Genomic DNA, 19,898 nt, shown 5'->3' on the forward strand with positions numbered 1-19,898 from the left:
GTCATTATCTTATCTTAATAATTAAAGTCTATATCGAAAAAATGATATTGGCTTTTGAATTAAATAAACCTTTCGGGAAATTCACTTTTGCGTAGTTTTAAAGTAAATTATAGTTTGGTACCACCTAGAAGTAACTATTTTGAATTATCGCTTAATTAACTCTTTGTCATGAGAAAAATCAGCTGTTTAACCACCCTTCTTTTCTTATTTACACTCACTTACTCAGGGCTTGCTCAAACAATTACTATAGACTCATCCATAGAGGGAGACGATATTGTAAATGCTGCAGAGGCTGGTACGGTTACCATTTCTGGTACAAGTGGTAGTGGAGCTGTAAATGGTACAATTGTTCGGGTCACAATAGGTGGTGTAACCGAAGATGCTACTATTACAGGAGCCGATGGCCCATGGATGGTGGACTTAGATATTTCAGGTGAGGCAAATGGGCCTTTCACTGTCGCAGCAGTTTATGATCCGCTAGGCACCCCAGTAGCTGCGACCAATAATAACTATGCAATAACATTGGATCAAGGATCACCTACAGCGACAGTTACAGTAGATAGTGATCCGATATTCCCTGGTGATTTGACACAAGTGGTAACGGTAACGTATGATGAGCCGATGAATCCGGCTACCAATCCAGCTATTACTTTCAGTTCGAGTGCAAATTTCACTTCAGCCGCCGATGGAGCCTGGAGTGGTGGTAATACCATATGGACGGAGACATTTAACCATGATGGGACATCAGAACAATCATTCACCGAGACTGCCGATGTAGCTTCAACAAGTGGCGCTACAGATGTAGCGGGCAATGCAGATATAGGAGATAGTTCACCTGCTTTTGTACTGGATACACAAGCACCAACAGCCACTGTCACCGTAGACAGTGACCCAATCTTTCAGAGTGATTTAACACAGGTTGTAACGGTGACGTATGATGAGCCGATGAACCCGGCTACCAATCCAGCCATTACTTTCAGTTCGAGTGTGAATTTCACTTCGGCCGCTGATGGAGCCTGGAGTGTTGGAAATACCGTATGGACGGAGACATTTAACCATGATGGCACAGCCGAAGAGATTGGTTCGGAGACTGCAGATGTAGCCTCTGCAAGTGGGGCTACGGATGTAGTGGGCATAGCAGATGTTGGAGATAGTTCACCAGGATTTGTGATCGATACTCAATCACCTACAGCGACAGTTACAGTAGACAGTGACCCAATCTTTCAGAGTGATCTGGCACAAGTGGTAACAGTGACGTATGATGAGCCGATGAACCCGGCTACCAATCCAGCCATTACTTTCAGTTCGAGTGCAAACTTCACTTCGGCAGCAGATGGAGTTTGGAGTGGTGGTAATACCATATGGACGGAGACATTTAATCATGATGGCACAGCCGAAGAGATTGGTTCAGAGACTGCAGATGTAGCTTCAACAAGTGGCGCTACAGATGCTGCAGGCAATGTTGATATAGGAGATAGTTCACCTGGATTTGTTGTCGATACACAATCACCTACAGCAACAGTTACAGTAGATAGCGATCCGATATTCCCTGGTGATTTGGTACAAGTGGTAACAGTGACGTATGATGAGCCGATGAACCCGGCTACCAATCCAGCTATTACTTTCAGTTCGAGTGCAAATTTCACTTCAGCCGCCGATGGAGCCTGGAGTGGTGGTAATACCATATGGACGGAGACATTTAACCATGATGGAACATCAGAACAATCATTCACCGAGACTGCCGATGTAGCTTCAACAAGTGGCGCTACAGATGTAGCGGGCAATGCAGATATAGGAGATAGTTCACCTGCTTTTGTACTGGATACACAAGCACCAACAGCCACTGTCACCGTAGACAGTGACCCAATCTTTCAGAGTGATTTAACACAGGTTGTAACGGTGACGTATGATGAGCCGATGAACCCGGCTACCAATCCAGCTATTACTTTCAGTTCGAGTGTGAATTTCACTTCGGCCGCTGATGGAGCCTGGAGTGTTGGAAATACCGTATGGACGGAGACATTTAACCATGATGGCACAGCCGAAGAGATTGGTTCGGAGACTGCAGATGTAGCCTCTGCAAGTGGGGCTACGGATGTAGTGGGCATAGCAGATGTTGGAGATAGTTCACCAGGATTTGTGATCGATACTCAATCACCTACAGCGACAGTTACAGTAGACAGTGACCCAATCTTTCAGAGTGATCTGGCACAAGTGGTAACAGTGACGTATGATGAGCCGATGAACCCGGCTACCAATCCAGCCATTACTTTCAGTTCGAGTGCAAACTTCACTTCGGCAGCAGATGGAGTTTGGAGTGGTGGTAATACCATATGGACGGAGACATTTAATCATGATGGCACAGCCGAAGAGATTGGTTCAGAGACTGCAGATGTAGCTTCAACAAGTGGCGCTACAGATGCTGCAGGCAATGTTGATATAGGAGATAGTTCACCTGGATTTGTTGTCGATACACAATCACCTACAGCAACAGTTACAGTAGATAGCGATCCGATATTCCCTGGTGATTTGGTACAAGTGGTAACAGTGACGTATGATGAGCCGATGAACCCGGCTACCAATCCAGCTATTACTTTCAGTTCGAGTGCAAATTTCACTTCAGCCGCCGATGGAGCCTGGAGTGGTGGTAATACCATATGGACGGAGACATTTAACCATGATGGAACATCAGAACAATCATTCACCGAGACTGCCGATGTAGCTTCAACAAGTGGCGCTACAGATGTAGCGGGCAATGCAGATATAGGAGATAGTTCACCTGCTTTTGTACTGGATACACAAGCACCAACAGCCACTGTCACCGTAGACAGTGACCCAATCTTTCAGAGTGATTTAACACAGGTTGTAACGGTGACGTATGATGAGCCGATGAACCCGGCTACCAATCCAGCTATTACTTTCAGTTCGAGTGTGAATTTCACTTCGGCCGCTGATGGAGCCTGGAGTGTTGGAAATACCGTATGGACGGAGACATTTAACCATGATGGCACAGCCGAAGAGATTGGTTCGGAGACTGCAGATGTAGCCTCTGCAAGTGGGGCTACGGATGTAGTGGGCATAGCAGATGTTGGAGATAGTTCACCAGGATTTGTGATCGATACTCAATCACCTACTTTCGTAGATGCAACCTTCTATGATACAGATAACAATGGATCAATTGATGAGATACTAGTTGAGTTTTCTGAGGATGTAGATGAAGGGACTGTTAGTGATATTGACTTTAATATTGCAGGAACTGGTCTTGGCAGTACTGCATTTACCGTTTTCAGCGCGGGTTTCCCTGCAGGAAACGGAGTTGATGCAAGTTTGACAGATAACTACATTACTCTTCTTGTCACGATCACCGGAACTACAGATCAAACCATAGCATATACAGCTGGTAGTCTTGCTGACGAAGCAGGAAATTTAGCCTTGAGCAACGGTGGATTAACTACAATTGATCTAGCTCCACCGGTTATCATTTCTGCTGTTACAGCAGATATTGGAGGTACCTCTGGTGAAGTAGATCAGATTACTGTTACATTTTCTGAGGATATTGACGGGGCTACATTGGATACTGATGGAGGTTCCGATGATTTTATCGTAACTGATGGCGCATATACCTACACTGTGGCGAGCGTAGCTGCGAACGGGACAAATGGTGCAGATATTACATTAACCGAACGAGGAAGTCCAGATACGGGTGTTACACCTGACATCAATTTGGGGATTGCAGACATTGAGGATCTGGCACCTTCGAATAATGCGTTAACAGCCGCTCAAGATTTTACGACCACTCAGGATGGCGCGCCACCGGTAATGTATGACTTCACACTCCAACCAACCAACTCCTTTTTGGAAGTTGTGTTCTCTGAAACTATTCAACGAGTTGGAGGAGGTACACCATTGCTTGCAGATTTCAACGAAAACCAAGCTAATGTAACTCCAACCACCACGATAACTATTAATTCTTTGACAGATGCCGCTGGTACTGTTCTTGCGAGTCCAGAAGACACCATTCAATTTACTTTAACCGTAGGTCCCGTTCCATCTGCTTATGATGTAGGTGATAACGTAGTGATTGATACTGACGGTACAACAATTGAAGATGCTGCAGGTAATCCTTTGGTAGATGGTGAATTTGTTGGGCCAGTTCAAGTGAACGATGTTAATAATGTCGTCACTATAGTAGATGCTATATGGGTAACAACCTCTTCGCCCGAAGGATATATTGAATTGGAATTTTCAGATGGTGTCTACGGATCTGCTACGAATAAATCCATAAGACTTGCCAACTCTGCAAATGGTATTTATGAGCAAGCTAACTGGACAGATGGTACAGCGCTATGTGATGATAACGATGATTTGTGCGCAACTTATAATGCAAATGGATCTCTTGTATTTGTAAATTCAGATGGTAATAATGATATCGAATTACGTGCAGGAAATAATGGATCCGGAGGTGCTACAGATGAGGATAAAGAAATCAGGTTTAGTACGGCAAATGCGAGTAATATCATTGACTATGATGGTACAAAGCACAGGTTTTATGTCAATGATATTGATAATGGCCCTTGGACGGGAGAGGAGACCTACACCTTTGGACCTGCGAATGCGAGTTCAGGTAAGATCAATGGACGATCTACTGCGTCAACCATGATTGGTTCCTATACTTTCGTGTTTACACTACCAGATCAAGTTGCTGAAGATTTTGATAATGCTACCGCTACAGCCTATGATGTTGACAATGATGGAAATATTGATGAAGTGGAAGTTGTTATGCCGGATGGAATTGAAGATGCGACAGTTACACTTTCAGAGTTCCAATTCAATTCCATCGTTCCAAGTGGATTTGATACAGGCACCACGCCAAATGACGACACATTCAGGCTACTTTTTGATAGTTATTCCGGAACTGCTGTTCTCGGGAATTTGGTTTACACGGCAGGGACCCTAGAGGATGATGCAGAAGTAAATGCATCTTATTTACCGAGTGGTAATGCTGTCGACGGAGGTACCATTACACCTGTTGATGCTGCAGGCCCTGTCATTCTAAGTGCATTAACAGCAGACAATGATTTAAACGGTCAGATAGATGAAATCACCGTGACTTTCTCTGAAGCTTTCGCTGATCTCGGTATTGATGATACGGACTTCAGCCTGTCTGGAGGCTACACCATTCCAGGTGCAGGGTTCTCAGTAGCTTCACCTGATGTTACTCTTACTGTGGATGAAAGTGGTTCTGGGGACACATACATTACTCCAGATGTTACTGTTTCAGCATCAATTCTCCAAGATCTGAGTGCTGGGTCTGCTGACAACCCAGCTCAAACCTTTACGAATACTTCGGATGGAGCAGCACCATTTAGTGATGTAGACGTTTTGGCAACTACCGATGCGAGTCCGGATCTAAGTGGTAATATAGACGATCCCAATGCGACTGTATTGGTGAACGTAAGCACATTTACGCGAGCAGCAACTAATAACGGAGATGGCACCTGGTCTTTTAGTAATACTGGTTCAGCACCCGGAGGATTTACGCTTGGAGCTTTAGGTAATTATGAAGTTACTGTTATTGGTGTGGATCCATTCGGCAATACAAGTACAGATATAACAAACAATGAGCTTACGATAAACGGAGGTGCTACAATTAATCCTACCAATGATGGTGGATCACCGCTAACAATGTGTACCTCAGATGGATATCAGCCATTGGGACAAATTCAGATTGTTGAAACAGGAAATGGGGATTTTAGCTCATCTGGTACAATAAACCTTACCTTACCTGATGGATTTGAGTTTAATACTGGAGCAACAGTAACATCCACAGGAAGTAGTTTAGTTGATATCTCTGTTGCATTTTCATATGTGGGTTCGGTTACACTTCGTTTGACTATTACTTACGATGGCGTTGATGATGGCTTAGATGATTTGAGAATAAATGGATTAGAAGTTCAAGCAACGTCTGGTGGACAAAGTGGCGATCTAGAACGAAACGGAGGAACAGCTAACCTTCTAACTACAGGTACCAATTTTTCATCTTTTGTAAGTGAAATAGAACCTTCAACAATTTCTTCGCTTGATGAAGCTGTGTATACCACCAATGATGTAGCATCATTAACAATTAGATCAGGTCTTAATTTCACTTTAGATGCCACAGATCAAGCACCAACTACTGTAAATTGGTATGAGAATGTATTCGATGGCACTCCCGAACATACAGGTGTAACAGCTAATCAAGCACAATTGAATTCTGCGGAAGGGCTATACACTTATTTTGTAGCAAACAATGACGGAACATGTGATAGCCCACCTTTGGAATTTGAATTGCTTCTATTTAGTGATGATGATCCAACAACTGGACCAGTCGACAGTACATTTGTTGATCAAATTTTTATCGTAACTGATGATACTGATACTATTTATTTAAGCAATCCTGCTGGTCATACTGTCAATGTATCAGGAGCAGGTACTACTGTTACAAATCCAGGGGATTCACCTAACCCGCTTCTAGTGATTTTTGATCCAGCTATTGCTGGTGATGATGGAGCGGGAGGTCCACAAGCACACACAATTACTTATGACATCACAAATAATGCAACAGGAGCATCTACTTCGCGCATCGTGACATTTACGGTAGAACCTGAAACCGAAATCTTCACAGGTCCTCCTGCCAAGGAGTACTGTTATGATGGTTCTACTCTGACACTTACATGGGATAACACAGGCTTTAATGCTCCTAATACCTTTACAAATCCTTACATCCAGTATGTAGATGTAATAGCTATGCGATATAACGGAATAAACTTCAATTTGGATGGTCCCACTGTTCAGGCAGGTGGTTATTCGGGTTCTGCTACTCCTTACGAATATGATTTAGACTTAAATTTATTGGGTATACCAGATGGTGATTTTGAGAACATTCGATTTGCCCGAGTAATTATTGATGCCTTTGGGGTAAAAAGAACAGACGCTTTCAATTATTTCTTGGTGTATGGAGAGCCGTTCGTAACCCTTACTAATGTTTCTGCGGCATATTGTGAAGATGATACACCATTCACCATTAATCGGACAACAAGTTATGTGGAATCTGTAGACGACAACAATCCAGATAATCCGATTCCTACCTATAATGGTGAAACGAACCAACCAATTGTCAATGGATACGAACTTTACAGATGGAATGGTGCATCTTATGTATTGTACGAAGACTTTACATCAACAGGTCCTTACGGCATTGTAAATGATTTTGACCCATCTGATCCAAACCAAAACTCTACAGTAGATGCAAACGATGTAGGTCAATTCAGGATAACTTATTATACCGAAGCTTTGACACCAAATAGTTGTATTGGAAGATACGATATTGTAGTTAATGTAAATGCCGATACTCCAGCACCTACTTTAGATGCTGCTACCCTTGCCGGTGGTGGAGCGATAGGTTTTGTTGACAATGTAGCTAATGAGCCAGGGGTGGTAGAAGATAATGAATACTTACTAGAATATTGTGTTGGAGATATAGCAGCAAATTTTGTCACAGGTGATTTGAATACTGTAAGATGGTATGATGAGAATCGTAACCTATTAGGTGGTTTAACAGGCCTGACCTCTGTTACACCGGCCCAAGTAGGACTTTCTACGGTGAGTGGAAGATGGACCGAGCAAAGTGATATTTTCTATTTCACTTCAACCGATGCGAACGGTTGCGAATCTGATTATCGTTTGGTTTCCGTTGAGGTTTATCCGATTCCCGATGCTCCAAATACTGATTTATCTGCTTGGCCTTCTGAAGTTGTGTCAGGTTCTAATATTTTCTTGGATTATAGTTTGCCTAGAGCGTCAAGTGTTAACCCCGCAACACTTGCTTTTGATCCTATTAGTGCGGGTGATGAAACTTACAATGCATCGGTATATTTCGGTGGAATAATCGGCTCAAATCTTTACTTTTTGACCGTGACCGGAGGCTCAGGGACCTTTATTCAAGGTGAGGTTGTAACAGGGGGTACAAGTGGTGCTACTGGCACAGTACACTACAGGTCAGGTTCTTTAATAGCCATTAGAGATGTTACAGGTACGTTTATTAATGAAGGTATCACTGGATCTGTTAGTGGAGCCACAACTACTGTTACTAATTATGCTACTCGTCGTGTTTTGAGTAATGAATTTTTATCAACACTACCCATTGATCACATCGGATATATTTATTCCTCAGCTGTAATTCCAGTGCCATTTACAATAGGTGAGACCATAACTGGTGGGACTAGCGGAGCTACCGCTGTAGTGTATAGAAATTATAGTAGCAATTATATTTTTATCAGATTTACATCAACCACCCAATTTGAGGTTGGTGAGGTTGTCACCGGAGGATCAAGTGGAAGCACCTTAACTGTTACTCAGTTGTTTGATAATTTCAATCCCAATTATCGATATACGGTAAGTCAAACTTCGAACATAAATCTCACTTCCAACTTTGCTGGATGTGAAGGTTCGGCGGTGAATATTTATATCTATGGACAATTGGCCCCTACAAATGCAGACACTGTAGATTTCAATGATTTGACAGATGAATATCACGTGGCTGAGGGCGATGCACTCGCAAATATTACACATACAGCCAGCCAGGGGATGGACAATTATATCTGGTATGAAGATGTAACTAGAACTGACACCATTGCCGTATTGGTTAATGGCGGTTCCATGACACAAGATATTTTAGATGACGCTAAAGTGGACGGCACCAAACAGCTCACGACATCAGGCGGATTAGTCACAGACCGAAATGATGATGGGGTGAATGATGTGTATACTTACTACTTGACTAGGGTAGACAATGCCATCGCTTCTCGAGGTTTTGATGGAAGCCAAAGTGCTACTCCACTACCTGTTACATTAACCGTTCACGCTATTCAGCTTCAGCCAAGTGTAGCATCTGATAATTCAACAGGAAGTCTCGGCACACCGGACTTTCCAGATCTGGATGCTTCTGCAAATAATTTCTATTCAATCTGTACAGATCAATTGGAGTCAGATATTCGGTTAGTAGCTACTGAAGCTACAAATGCGGCCACACCAAGAGAGTTTAGATGGTATGTTTCAAACGCTTCTTTTGATACCCGAGGTTCACTTTTAGCAACAGATGGTAGTGGTATAGCAACTTTCTCTGAACTGGGTTTGGCAGGACTAAATCCAGCTACAACAATCAATAGATACTTTGAAGTTATCCAAGTGACTGATATTGATGTGTTTGGCGGAGTTGAAAGTGAAAGTACATTTGTGAGAATCGATATTTCTCCGCAAGATGCACTTACTGTTGTTGATGACCTTGATACTGAGATCAGTGATTCTTACTGTAGAGATGACGATCCAATTGGAGATATGTCCGGCGACTTGAATATTGCCTTAAGAGCTGGTGTTACTCTTTCTGATACTTCTAATGTTGACTTTGAAATTGATTCATATCTCGAAAGTACTTATATAGCAATAGGTACACCGGAGGTAGACAGAGGAGTTGAGTTGGATAGTTTACCTACTGTAAATTTAATTGCATTACATGACGCAGTTGCAGGAACTATGGCTGTAGGAGGAGAGCCTACTGTTCATGTAGTTACAATGTCTTATACAGATCCAACCACCCTATGTACAGGTGTTGTTCAGAAAGTAATTACTATATATCCTGACCCGCACATTAGTTTTGAAGTGAATGGAATAGATGTTAATGACCCTGCATTGGTAGATGAGTTTTGCTATGAAGATGGCAATGTAGCACTTCAAGGAGTTCAGTATATTTATGACAATACCGGTATTATTGATACGGTAAATCTTATTACTGGACAATTTACAAGTGATCTGACTGGTAACTTAGGTTCAAATGTAGGCCAAGGTACTTTTAATCCAACAGCAGAGCATAACGCCGCTCATGGTGTTACAGGTACAGATGCTAAGTATTTAAATAGAACCGCAGGGTCTGATGTTAGCCTAAGTTATACCGATGGATTTGGCTGTGAGCGAACAGTATCTCAAGTATTGTTTATTAATCCAGAACCGGAAGTTTTAGAGGTCACTGGATTACCAACATCCGATTTAGCGCAATCAAATGCCACTAATTACATACGCATAACTGACTTTTGCGAAGGATCAGCTGCGGTTACAGCAGAAATTAAAATCATAGATCCAGCAGATCCTGATCCAAGCAGCATAGAAGAGGATGATTACTCAGGTTATATATTTACCTGGACAGTTGGTGGTTCATCGGTTACGGATCTTAATACTGATGGATTAGATAATACGATTGAGTTTGTGCCTGCTTCAACTACGTTAAATATTTCAGTGGTTGTAACTGATCTAAATGGATGTTCTGAGACTTTCACTGAAGTACATGTGCTTCAAAATTTACCTGAACTGGATATCACAGGTATTGAAGATTTCTTTACCTCAGGCTCAACTGCACTTTCTTCCTATTGCGCAGATGATACAGATCCAATCGTAGGTTTAACAGATGCGACTGTTGATGGAGATGTGGCAACTAACACTGTTAGTGTTGGTGATGTTGTTAGTTGGTCTGTAGATTCTTATAGTGATGATGATCTAACGCCAGTCCAAATCGCATCAGGAACTGGAAGTCTTCCAACTGTTGATTTAGATGCGTGGCATACGGACGTGACCCTCAATGCACCTGGAAGCTTAGTGGGTGGTCCTTCTACTTATCATCAGATTACCATAGTTTATCAAGATCCAAGCAGGGAATATCAAGGAATAGCTACTACGTGTACGAATACGGTAATTGAAACTATAGTTGTTCACCCGGATCCGGATATTTCAATTACACTTGATGGACTTGATATAGATGATCTTCAGTTTTGTTATGATGATATCAATATTGCATTGCAAGGGCTTGATTTAGGAAGTGGATTGGCATTAAATGGAGGTGCTCAGAATATCATACGAATTGATGGAGCCCAAGTCTCTTCTAATGGTCAAGCGGTGTTTAATGCCGCAACCTATCATGGGACGAATCCTGGTGATGAGTTTTTGCCACAATCACAGCATACAATTGAGTATGTATATGAAGATGCAAATGGATGTGTAAACACCATTACAAGAGACTTCTTTGTGAATCCACGCCCACGATTTACAGGGGATGCTATACAAACGGCAAGTACATGTGCCACGTCGAGTGTGGAGTTGTTTGTTGATATGACGGATGGAGTAAGTAATTATACATTCACCTGGTTTGTAAATGGTCAGGAAGTGAATGGTGTGGACGTTATTGATGAAGATGGGAATGATAATGACGAACGTATTACTTACGACTTTGGCGGTCAGCTGACGGCTAACTTTGGAGTAACTGCTACTTACATTGGTGCCGGATTCTCAACCAGTTGTGTGGCGAGTATACAGAATCAGTCCATCACAGTGGGTGCGGAACCTATTCCGGCTATTTCGTGGGTAGGAATTACCGCTGGCAACACAAATGGTACTGATTTCACAATAACAGAGGACAATCCAACGCTTCCCGATGGTGATGTGGATCTTGTTGAGTTGGAAATTGATGGTAATGTTGAGCTAAGCGTACCAAATCCTACTTTCCCACTTAACTTTAATTATAGCTTCGCTGCGTCAGGAGATCATACAATTAATTTGACAATGAATACAACTGCTGGTTGCGATGTGACTCTAACGAGAACTGTAAGAGTGCTGCCACATTATACTGGGTTTAATGCTTCAAATGGCTATTCAGAATCCTTTGAGACCGCTGCTTCTTTTGATCTAACAGGTACTCAAGGAGGCTGGTTAATTGATTCATTGTCATTAGATGGAAAGAACTATTATGATACAGCATCTTCTTGGACTAGGGGTTCTTCTATTCCTGGAACAGCTGCCAGTATCGATGGGTCTGGAGCTGTTTATACAGCTCCAGGCGGATCCAATGGGTACCAAGAATCTGAAGTTTCTTTTGTGTACTCACCTTCTTTTGATTTAAGTGAATTTACAGCACCTACAGTTAGTTTCCTTCGCTATGAAGATTTTGAGACTTTCAGGGATGGAGTAGTTTTTCAGGTTTCAACAAATGATGGAAGAACTTGGCAGACAGTAGGTACTTACAATGCAGCATTGGAAGATGAAGGCTTAGCTTCAACTCCAGGGTGGTACAATAGAGAAGCCATTTCTAGTGCTCCTGGTAGTGTTGCTCCAGGATCAGCAACGGCAAGCAATAATGCCCAAGTAGGTTGGGCCCTGAATAGTGATTGGCAAGAAGCCATTTCGCCGATTGAGATTGATCCGGCGGAAAGTGCTTATGTACGATTTAGATTTGCTTTATCTGCTCAGGCAGGTGCTAAAACAACCAATGGTTTCGGATTTGATTTTGTTAGACTTTACGAACGAAATCAAGTTGTCTTGTTAGAACTGTTTTCCTCTACATGGAGTGCACCAAGTCTTGTTGTAAACGATTCTGTGAATTCCAGGCCGCAATACGCTGGATCTGATATTTTGAAAATCAACTACTTTACAGATTTGGCTAATAATGGCACCAATCTGGATCAAATTAATCAGAAAAATACCACAGGCCCTGGAGCTAAAGTTGCATTTTATGGAGTAGGAAATGTACCTAATCTATCAATAGCCGGTGATGCGAACTATGTGGATATCAATGGAAACACCTATTCATTGCTGAATGCCAAACTGGCGAATGCACGATTGAACAATCCGGCATTTGATATTGTAATTGATGCTTCGGTAGATGCAGATGGTAATCTTGTTGTAGATGCCGATTTTACTGCTACCACTTCGTTTAGTGCAAGAGATAAAATTGCATTGCATGTAGCTGTAGTTGAGCCGATAGTCACTCTAACAAGTCCAATGGGATTATATGCAGCAGGAGCCTCTGTTCAAAATGTCATGCGTAAGTTGTTGCCATCTGCTGCTGGTCAGTATGAACCAGGGCCAATTGCTGTTGGAGGGACGCGAAGTTTAGAGACAATCACTTGGCCAATTAATAACATGTTTGATCCATCCAATATACGCGTGATTGCCTACGCCCAAGACTTGAATACAAAGCAAATTTATCAGGCAGCATCTTTTGATTTGGCTACTGGTCTAACAAACAATGTACTAGGCCTTGAAGACTTAGTCGATTTTAAAGTGTATCCAAACCCAGCTGATAAAGAAGTTATGATTGAGTTTGCCAATGGACTTCAGGAAGATACTGAGTGGGTGATTTTTGATCAAGCAGGTAGAGAAGTGTTAAAAGGTGAGTTGGATAAAGGTACAGCAATCTTAACAGTTCAGACTTCAGAAATTCCTTCTGGAATGTATTTCATTCACTTGTATGGTGAAGATCAAAAGCAACGAGTTAAACGAGTAATGATTGTTCATTAACGAAAACCATAAAATAAAGCCCCGATTGATTCCAATCGGGGCTTTTTTGTTGATCTAATTTTACACTTATATCACAATATTCACGATCTTATTCGGAACGACAATGACCTTTTTTGGGTCTTTGCCATCCATCCATTTTTGGATGGCCTCATTGGCGAGTGCTCCTTTCTCAATTTCCTCTTTACTGGCATTCGCAGGGAAATTGATTTTAGCCCTCATTTTCCCATTAACAGAAACCGGGTACTCAATGCTGTCTTCGACTAAGTGTTTTTCATCAAATACAGGATAATCCGCCTCAACAATTGTTGATTCATTACCTAGTAGGTGCCAAACTTCCTCAGAGATGTGCGGAGCAAATGGCGATAACGCGATAGTTAAAGGTTCCAGTATTGCTCTTTTGTTACACTTCAATGCTGAGAGTTCATTTACAGCAATCATAAACGTACTTACGGATGTATTCAGCGATAGGGTATCTATATCTTCAGCGACTTTCTTTAATGTTCCATGAAGGATTTTCAATTCCTCTTTGGTGGGTTCCTCATCGCTAATGCTTAGCGAGTCGTCATCATGGAACAACGACCAGTATTTGCGGAGGAACTTATATACACCTTCAATGCCATTGGTGTTCCATGGCTTGCTTTGCTCAATCGGGCCGAGAAACATTTCATACATGCGTAGAGTATCTGCCCCATATCGATCAATCAAATCATCCGGATTTACTACGTTGTACTTGGATTTTGACATTTTTTCAACTTCCCAGCCACATATGTATTTGCCGTCTTCCAAAATGAATTCAGCTCCTTCAGCATCTGTTCGAAACTTCTTGAAAGCATCAATATTCAAAACATCATCTTTTACAATGGATACATCGACATGAATAGGAGTGGTTTCATATTGGTTCTTTAGTCCTTTCGAGACAAACTTATTCTGACCGTTCACGCGATATGCAAAGTTTGACCGTCCCTGAATCATTCCTTGATTGATCAATTTCTTTGCAAATTCGTCGACCTCAATGATTTCCAAATCGTATAGAAATTTGGTCCAAAAGCGTGAGTAAAGTAAATGACCTGTCGCATGCTCGCTACCACCCAAATAGAAATCCACATCCTTCCAGTAATTCATTGCTTGATTGCTGCAGAATTCTGACTCATTATCAGGATCCATGTATCGGAGGAAGTACCAGCTACTTCCGGCCCACCCAGGCATTGTGGATAGTTCATAAGGGTGTCCCTTGTAGTTCCAGTCGGTTGCTCGACCTAACGGTGGATCACCATCTTCGGTTGGTAGGTACTCATCAACTTTTGGAAGATTCAATGGAAGGTCCTTATCAGGAATCAACTTTGGTATGCCATCTTCATAATATACCGGAATAGGCTCACCCCAGTATCTCTGGCGGCCAAAGATTGCATCTCTTAGTTTGTAGTTTACTTTCCTTACTCCAATATTTCTTTTTTCAACTTCCTGAATTCCACGTTCCATAGCTTCAGCGGGTGTGAGGCCATTCAAGAAATCGGAGTTGATAATTTTGCCTTCTTTGGTAGGATCAGCTTCAGTTTCTGTCAAGTTCTGAGCATCATTTATAAGAGGAATTGGAAGATCAAATTTCTTAGCAAAATCGAAATCCCGCTGGTCGCCGCTAGGAACGGCCATAACCGCACCTGTGCCATAGCCCGCCAGTACGTAATCGGCAATGTAAACTGGAAGTCGATCTCCGGAAAAAGGATGAATCGCATAACTTCCGGTAAATACTCCTGTTACATTTTTAGCATCGCTCATTCGCTCGCGTTCAGAACGATTCTTCGCTATTTCAATGTATCCATTTACTTGATTCTTCTGATCAGTAGTTGTCAATGATTTAGCTAATTCACTTTCAGGAGCTACAACCATAAAGGTTACTCCATAGATGGTGTCAATGCGTGTGGTAAAGACCCTGATTTTACTATCAGATCCGTGTACTTCAAAATCAATTTCAGCTCCATAGGACTTGCCAATCCAGTTTCTTTGCATCTCCTTTATAGGTTCTGGCCAATCAATTTTATCCAATCCACTTAATAGTCGATCAGCATATGCAGTAATTCGCATACTCCACTGGGGCATTTTTTTCTTTACCACAGGGTGTCCGCCTCGCTCTGAGAATCCATCCTTTACCTCATCATTTGAAAGCACAGTACCTAGTGCCGGGCACCAGTTCACAGTCGTTTCAGCTTGATAGGTTAGTCTATATTTTAATAGGAATAGTTGTCTTTCTTTCTCAGAATAAGCTTGCCAATCTTCTGCTGATATAATTGGTGTGTCATCATCACAAGCTGCATTGATTTGAGCATTTCCTTCTTTTTCAAGTAAAGCAATAAGCGCGTCAATTGATTCAGCTTTATCTGAATCTTGGTTGTACCAGCTGTTATAGATTAGTTTAAAAATCCATTGCGTCCACTTATAAAATGTTGGATCACTGGTCCTAAGTTCCCTTGACCAGTCGTAGGAGAAAGCCAGTGCCTTCAACTGCTCTTTGTATCTGGATATATTTTCTTCTGTAGTAACAGCCGGATGTTGACCTGTTTGAATAGCATATTGTTCAGCGGGCAGGCCGAAGCTGTCAAATCCCATTGGGTGTAGTACATTATACCCATTGAGTCTTTTGAACCGAGAGACAATATCCGAGGCGATATAGCCTAATGGATGACCTACATGGAGCCCTGCTCCGGATGGATATGGAAACATATCGAGTATGTAATATTTGGGTTTATCCGAGTCGTTCGAAACCTCATATACCTTGTGGTCATTCCAGTACTGTTGCCACTTTTTTTCGATTTCTTGAAAATTGTATTCGGCCATTTATTGAATTTTAAAGCTCGCAAAGGTAAAAGATGCGAATAAGAAAGTAGGTTTATAATTTGAGGAAACCATTACATATTTTACCTGTCCTTAGATCAAACAAACTCAATTAATAAGAAGGAATGAAAAAACTTTGGATTTTAGCGATCACTTTAGCGATTTCGGTCACATTGCTAGCGCAGGAGGGAGACAGTGCAAAGACCGAGCAAAAGATTATTGTAGCAGATACAATTCCTAAACCGGCAGAGAAGCCGGAAGTTAAACAGGAAGACGACACGCCCAAGATTATATATTACCAAAGCACAGAGCCTGAAAGAAGGAAGGAAAGGCGTAGAGACATTAAGACTTTGAGTGGTTCTATGAGTCATAGTGGTGGGTTTGGAGCCTTATCTTTTAGGAGTACGAAATTCAGAGATGAATCACTAGTGCTTGGGGGATTACGAGGTGGATGGATCATCAACCGGACCTTGGCCATAGGTGTCGAAGGTCATGGTATCATACCAACAGCAAAGTTTGATGATATAGAGGCTGGGAGAGAAGTAAACATTCTTGGTGGCTATGGAGGTATGTTTCTTGAACTTATCTTCTTTTCAAATGAAGTTGTTCATATAACTTTTCCTGTTTCCGGAGGTGCTGGCTGGTTGGGATATCATCGCACCAATGAAGACAATACAATGCCTGCTCCACTGGACAAAGAAGTAGACAGTGATGTGTTCTGGTATATCGAACCTGGCGCCAGCTTAGAGTTCAATATCAGTCGTAATTTCAGATTGGCGATGGGTATGAGTAAGCGGTTTACGCAGGATATGGAATTGATTAATACGGAGACTGATGCTTTCGATAAATTGAACTACTTCATCACATTGAAGATTGGTGGTTTTTGATAGAAAACAAAAAAGCCCCTGCAAAACTGAGGGGCTTTTCTAAAGGATTAGGTTAGGAATTATTTGTTGATTCTCTTCATTAGAGGAGCTAATTTCTCTTTGTAACTCATGGACTCCCACTTGGATCGATATTCTTCTTCAGATCTTGTAGATCTACTTCTAACACCAGTTTTAACCTTGATATATAATAGTGGTCGGAAGTTGGTGTCCTTGTCATAGCTCGAGGTGAAAATATCCAACTCGTATTGAATTCCGGTATTAGCCATCAATAGTACAAGACCTTTGTTTGCCTCCTTGCCAGAATCTTTATCAGTCCACGCAGTGACTTCAGTTATACTTAGCTGCAACGGGATATAACCATCGAATGCGAAGTTCCCGGTAGGGGGAAGTTGGAACATATCTGAATACCCGTTAGCATTTCCATCTTGATCTTGAGAGGTTACTCCCTGTAACGCCCAGTTTTCATCAGCACCGTTTGCTCGTGTCCAATTCACCGCATCTTCCTCAAAAAGTGGTGCATCTGATAATAGTGTTTTGACACCAATCCAATTGCCTTCCGTCTGGCCATCTAGACGCCCCGATACTCCACGCAGATAGAGGATCGCCTCCACAATCTGAAACTCTTCGCCTACTAAATCGCTCAGTTTTTCTAACTCAGGGAACAAAACGAGCCCATGACTGTCTGTTGTGCCTCGATCTACACTAAACGTCTCACCTGTCTCAGTAGGATTTTTATCTGATATGGATACATCAAGTACTCCGGTGTAGGAATCAAATCCTTCTTGATAGTAGAATTCGAAGACACCATCTGAGTTACCGTCCGATCCATCAGTACCATCATCACCATTGCATACATAAGCAGTAGCGTCAATTTCTCCTGCGTTTAATGTGCCGTTACCATTATCATCGATTCCTGACAGAATTATTAGTCCACCATTGGTGCAGCCATTTTGATTGCCTGAAAATGAGCTGACAGTTATCAAACTGTTGTTACCATTATTTCCATTGGTTCCATCCTGACCGTTGCAGATATAAAAGAAGGTGTCTACCTCAGGAGCATCGAGAACATTATTTCTGTTGTCATCTATTCCAACTTCAATTAATGTTCCACCATTTGCGCAGTTTCCACCGGGATTTTCAGCGGTCGATCGGACGATTGAGTTAAGCCCATCTTGTCCATTGGAACCATCATTGCCATCCGAACCATTGTTGCCATTGCATATCAAAGCGGTTTCTAAAACTTCATCGATTGTGCCATTATTGTCATCATCGTATCCGAACGTAAATTCAATTCCACCATTTGGACAGGTTACGTCCGTATCGGTCACTACAATGAGGTTGCGCCCATCTGTTCCGTCAGTTCCGTTGGTGCCATCTACACCATCACATATATAGAGCGGGCTGCCCATATATTCTCCGGCTTCTAGATTACCATTACGATTGGTGTCAAGACCAATATCAATTCTAATTCCACCGTTAGAGCAGTTTGCCCCAGGTGCTTCTGTAGTTGTTCTAATTAGAGAGTTAAAGCCATCGCTTCCATCACTGCCATCTGATCCATCATTCCCATCTGCTCCGTTGCAGACATAATAGGTGTAGTCTACCTCATCATTTTGTAAAATTCCATCTGGAGTTACATCATCCATCCCAATTTCAATCATAAGACCGCCATTGGTACAGTTGTCTCCAGGGTCTTCTGTCGAAACGCGTGTTATGCTAGAAGAACCATCCGCTCCGTTACTGCCATCATTTCCATCTGTCCCGTCACTTCCATTACAGACATAATTTTCAGAAACTACTTCGTCGTTATCCAAAACCCCGTTTCCGTTCATATCAAGGCCCAATTCAATTTTGAGACCGCCATTTTCGCAATTTAAACCTGAAGGTTCTGTGGTTACACTCGAAAGGGTTGATAAACCATTGGAACCATTAGAGCCATTTGCTCCGTTTTGGCCATTGCATATATCATAGCTTGCATCAACTTCATCATCATCCAATTCCAGATTATCATTGGTATCAAGACCGAGCTCGATAGTGATGCCGCCATTTGAGCAAGAACTGCTTTCAGTGACTCTGATCAAACTGGTCAGGCCATTGCTACCCGCACCACTGCCATCGGCACCATCTAGTCCATTACATACAAAAAAGGAGGTTTGAACTTCGTTATTATCTAAGGAATTGTTACCATTTGCGTCAGCGCCAATTTCTATTAGTGTGCCGCCGTTTTCGCAATTTTCTCCAGGATTTTCGGCGGTAGTCCTAGCTAGGAGTGATGCACCATTTTCACCATTACTTCCGTCAGCACCGCTGCTTCCATTGCAGACAAAGCTCACTGAGGCTACTTCTGCGTCATCCAGAATTCCATTTTCGTTATCGTCTTGACCTACGCTAATTTTTACTCCGCCTTCCGAACAGTTAGTTCCGGGCGCTTCATTTTGTACTTCTAAAAGAGCATTAAAGCCATCAGTTCCATCAACGCCATCAGTTGGTTCTGTGCCTTCTTCTCCACAGGAGAATAATGCTATTAAAAAGAGAGGTAATAATCTAGTTTTGAGTGTTTTTAAGGTGATTTTGAACATTGTGGTAGTGAGATTTATAAAACGATTGGCTGTAAGTTAATAAATGTGATATTATTACTAAAAAATATAATTATTCTAATTATTAGTTAAGCTTGTAAAGCGTTCGAATTTATGTTCGTTTTTGAACTAGGATACAATCCATCTTTTCCACAAAGTGTTGATAAATAGCTAGTTGCAATTTTTGGCATCTTTTGTGGCAGTATGATTGGTCAAAACTTACTTTTAG

General features: G+C 42.0%; 4 protein-coding genes. 2 read left to right on the plus strand and 2 right to left on the minus strand.

Going from position 1 to position 19,898, the window contains the following annotated elements; all coding sequences use genetic code 11:
* The first annotated feature begins 168 nt into the window (after nucleotides 1-168).
* The gene (locus ACL8WY_RS00075) at nucleotides 169-13,377 is read left to right on the plus strand and encodes a T9SS type A sorting domain-containing protein (RefSeq protein ID WP_436516185.1); all 13,209 of its coding nucleotides are present in this window, start codon (nucleotides 169-171) and stop codon (nucleotides 13,375-13,377) included.
* A 66-nt stretch (nucleotides 13,378-13,443) separates the two neighbouring features.
* On the opposite strand, the gene leuS is transcribed toward ACL8WY_RS00075, so the two are convergent.
* Nucleotides 13,444-16,209, minus strand: coding sequence for a leucine--tRNA ligase (gene leuS / locus ACL8WY_RS00080; protein WP_436516186.1), 2,766 nt, complete (start codon nucleotides 16,207-16,209; stop codon nucleotides 13,444-13,446).
* Between the two features lie 122 nt (nucleotides 16,210-16,331).
* On the opposite strand from leuS, the gene ACL8WY_RS00085 reads away from it, so the two are divergent.
* A complete protein-coding gene (locus tag ACL8WY_RS00085) occupies nucleotides 16,332-17,093 on the plus strand; it encodes a hypothetical protein (RefSeq protein ID WP_436516187.1) in 762 nt (253 codons plus the stop codon).
* A 59-nt stretch (nucleotides 17,094-17,152) separates the two neighbouring features.
* On the opposite strand, the gene ACL8WY_RS00090 is transcribed toward ACL8WY_RS00085, so the two are convergent.
* The gene (locus ACL8WY_RS00090) at nucleotides 17,153-19,672 is read right to left on the minus strand and encodes a DUF7151 family protein (protein ID WP_436516188.1); all 2,520 of its coding nucleotides are present in this window, start codon (nucleotides 19,670-19,672) and stop codon (nucleotides 17,153-17,155) included.
* Nucleotides 19,673-19,898 lie beyond the last annotated feature (226 nt).

Source organism: Ekhidna algicida, assembly GCF_051379705.1.
Lineage (GTDB): Bacteria > Bacteroidota > Bacteroidia > Cytophagales > Cyclobacteriaceae > Ekhidna.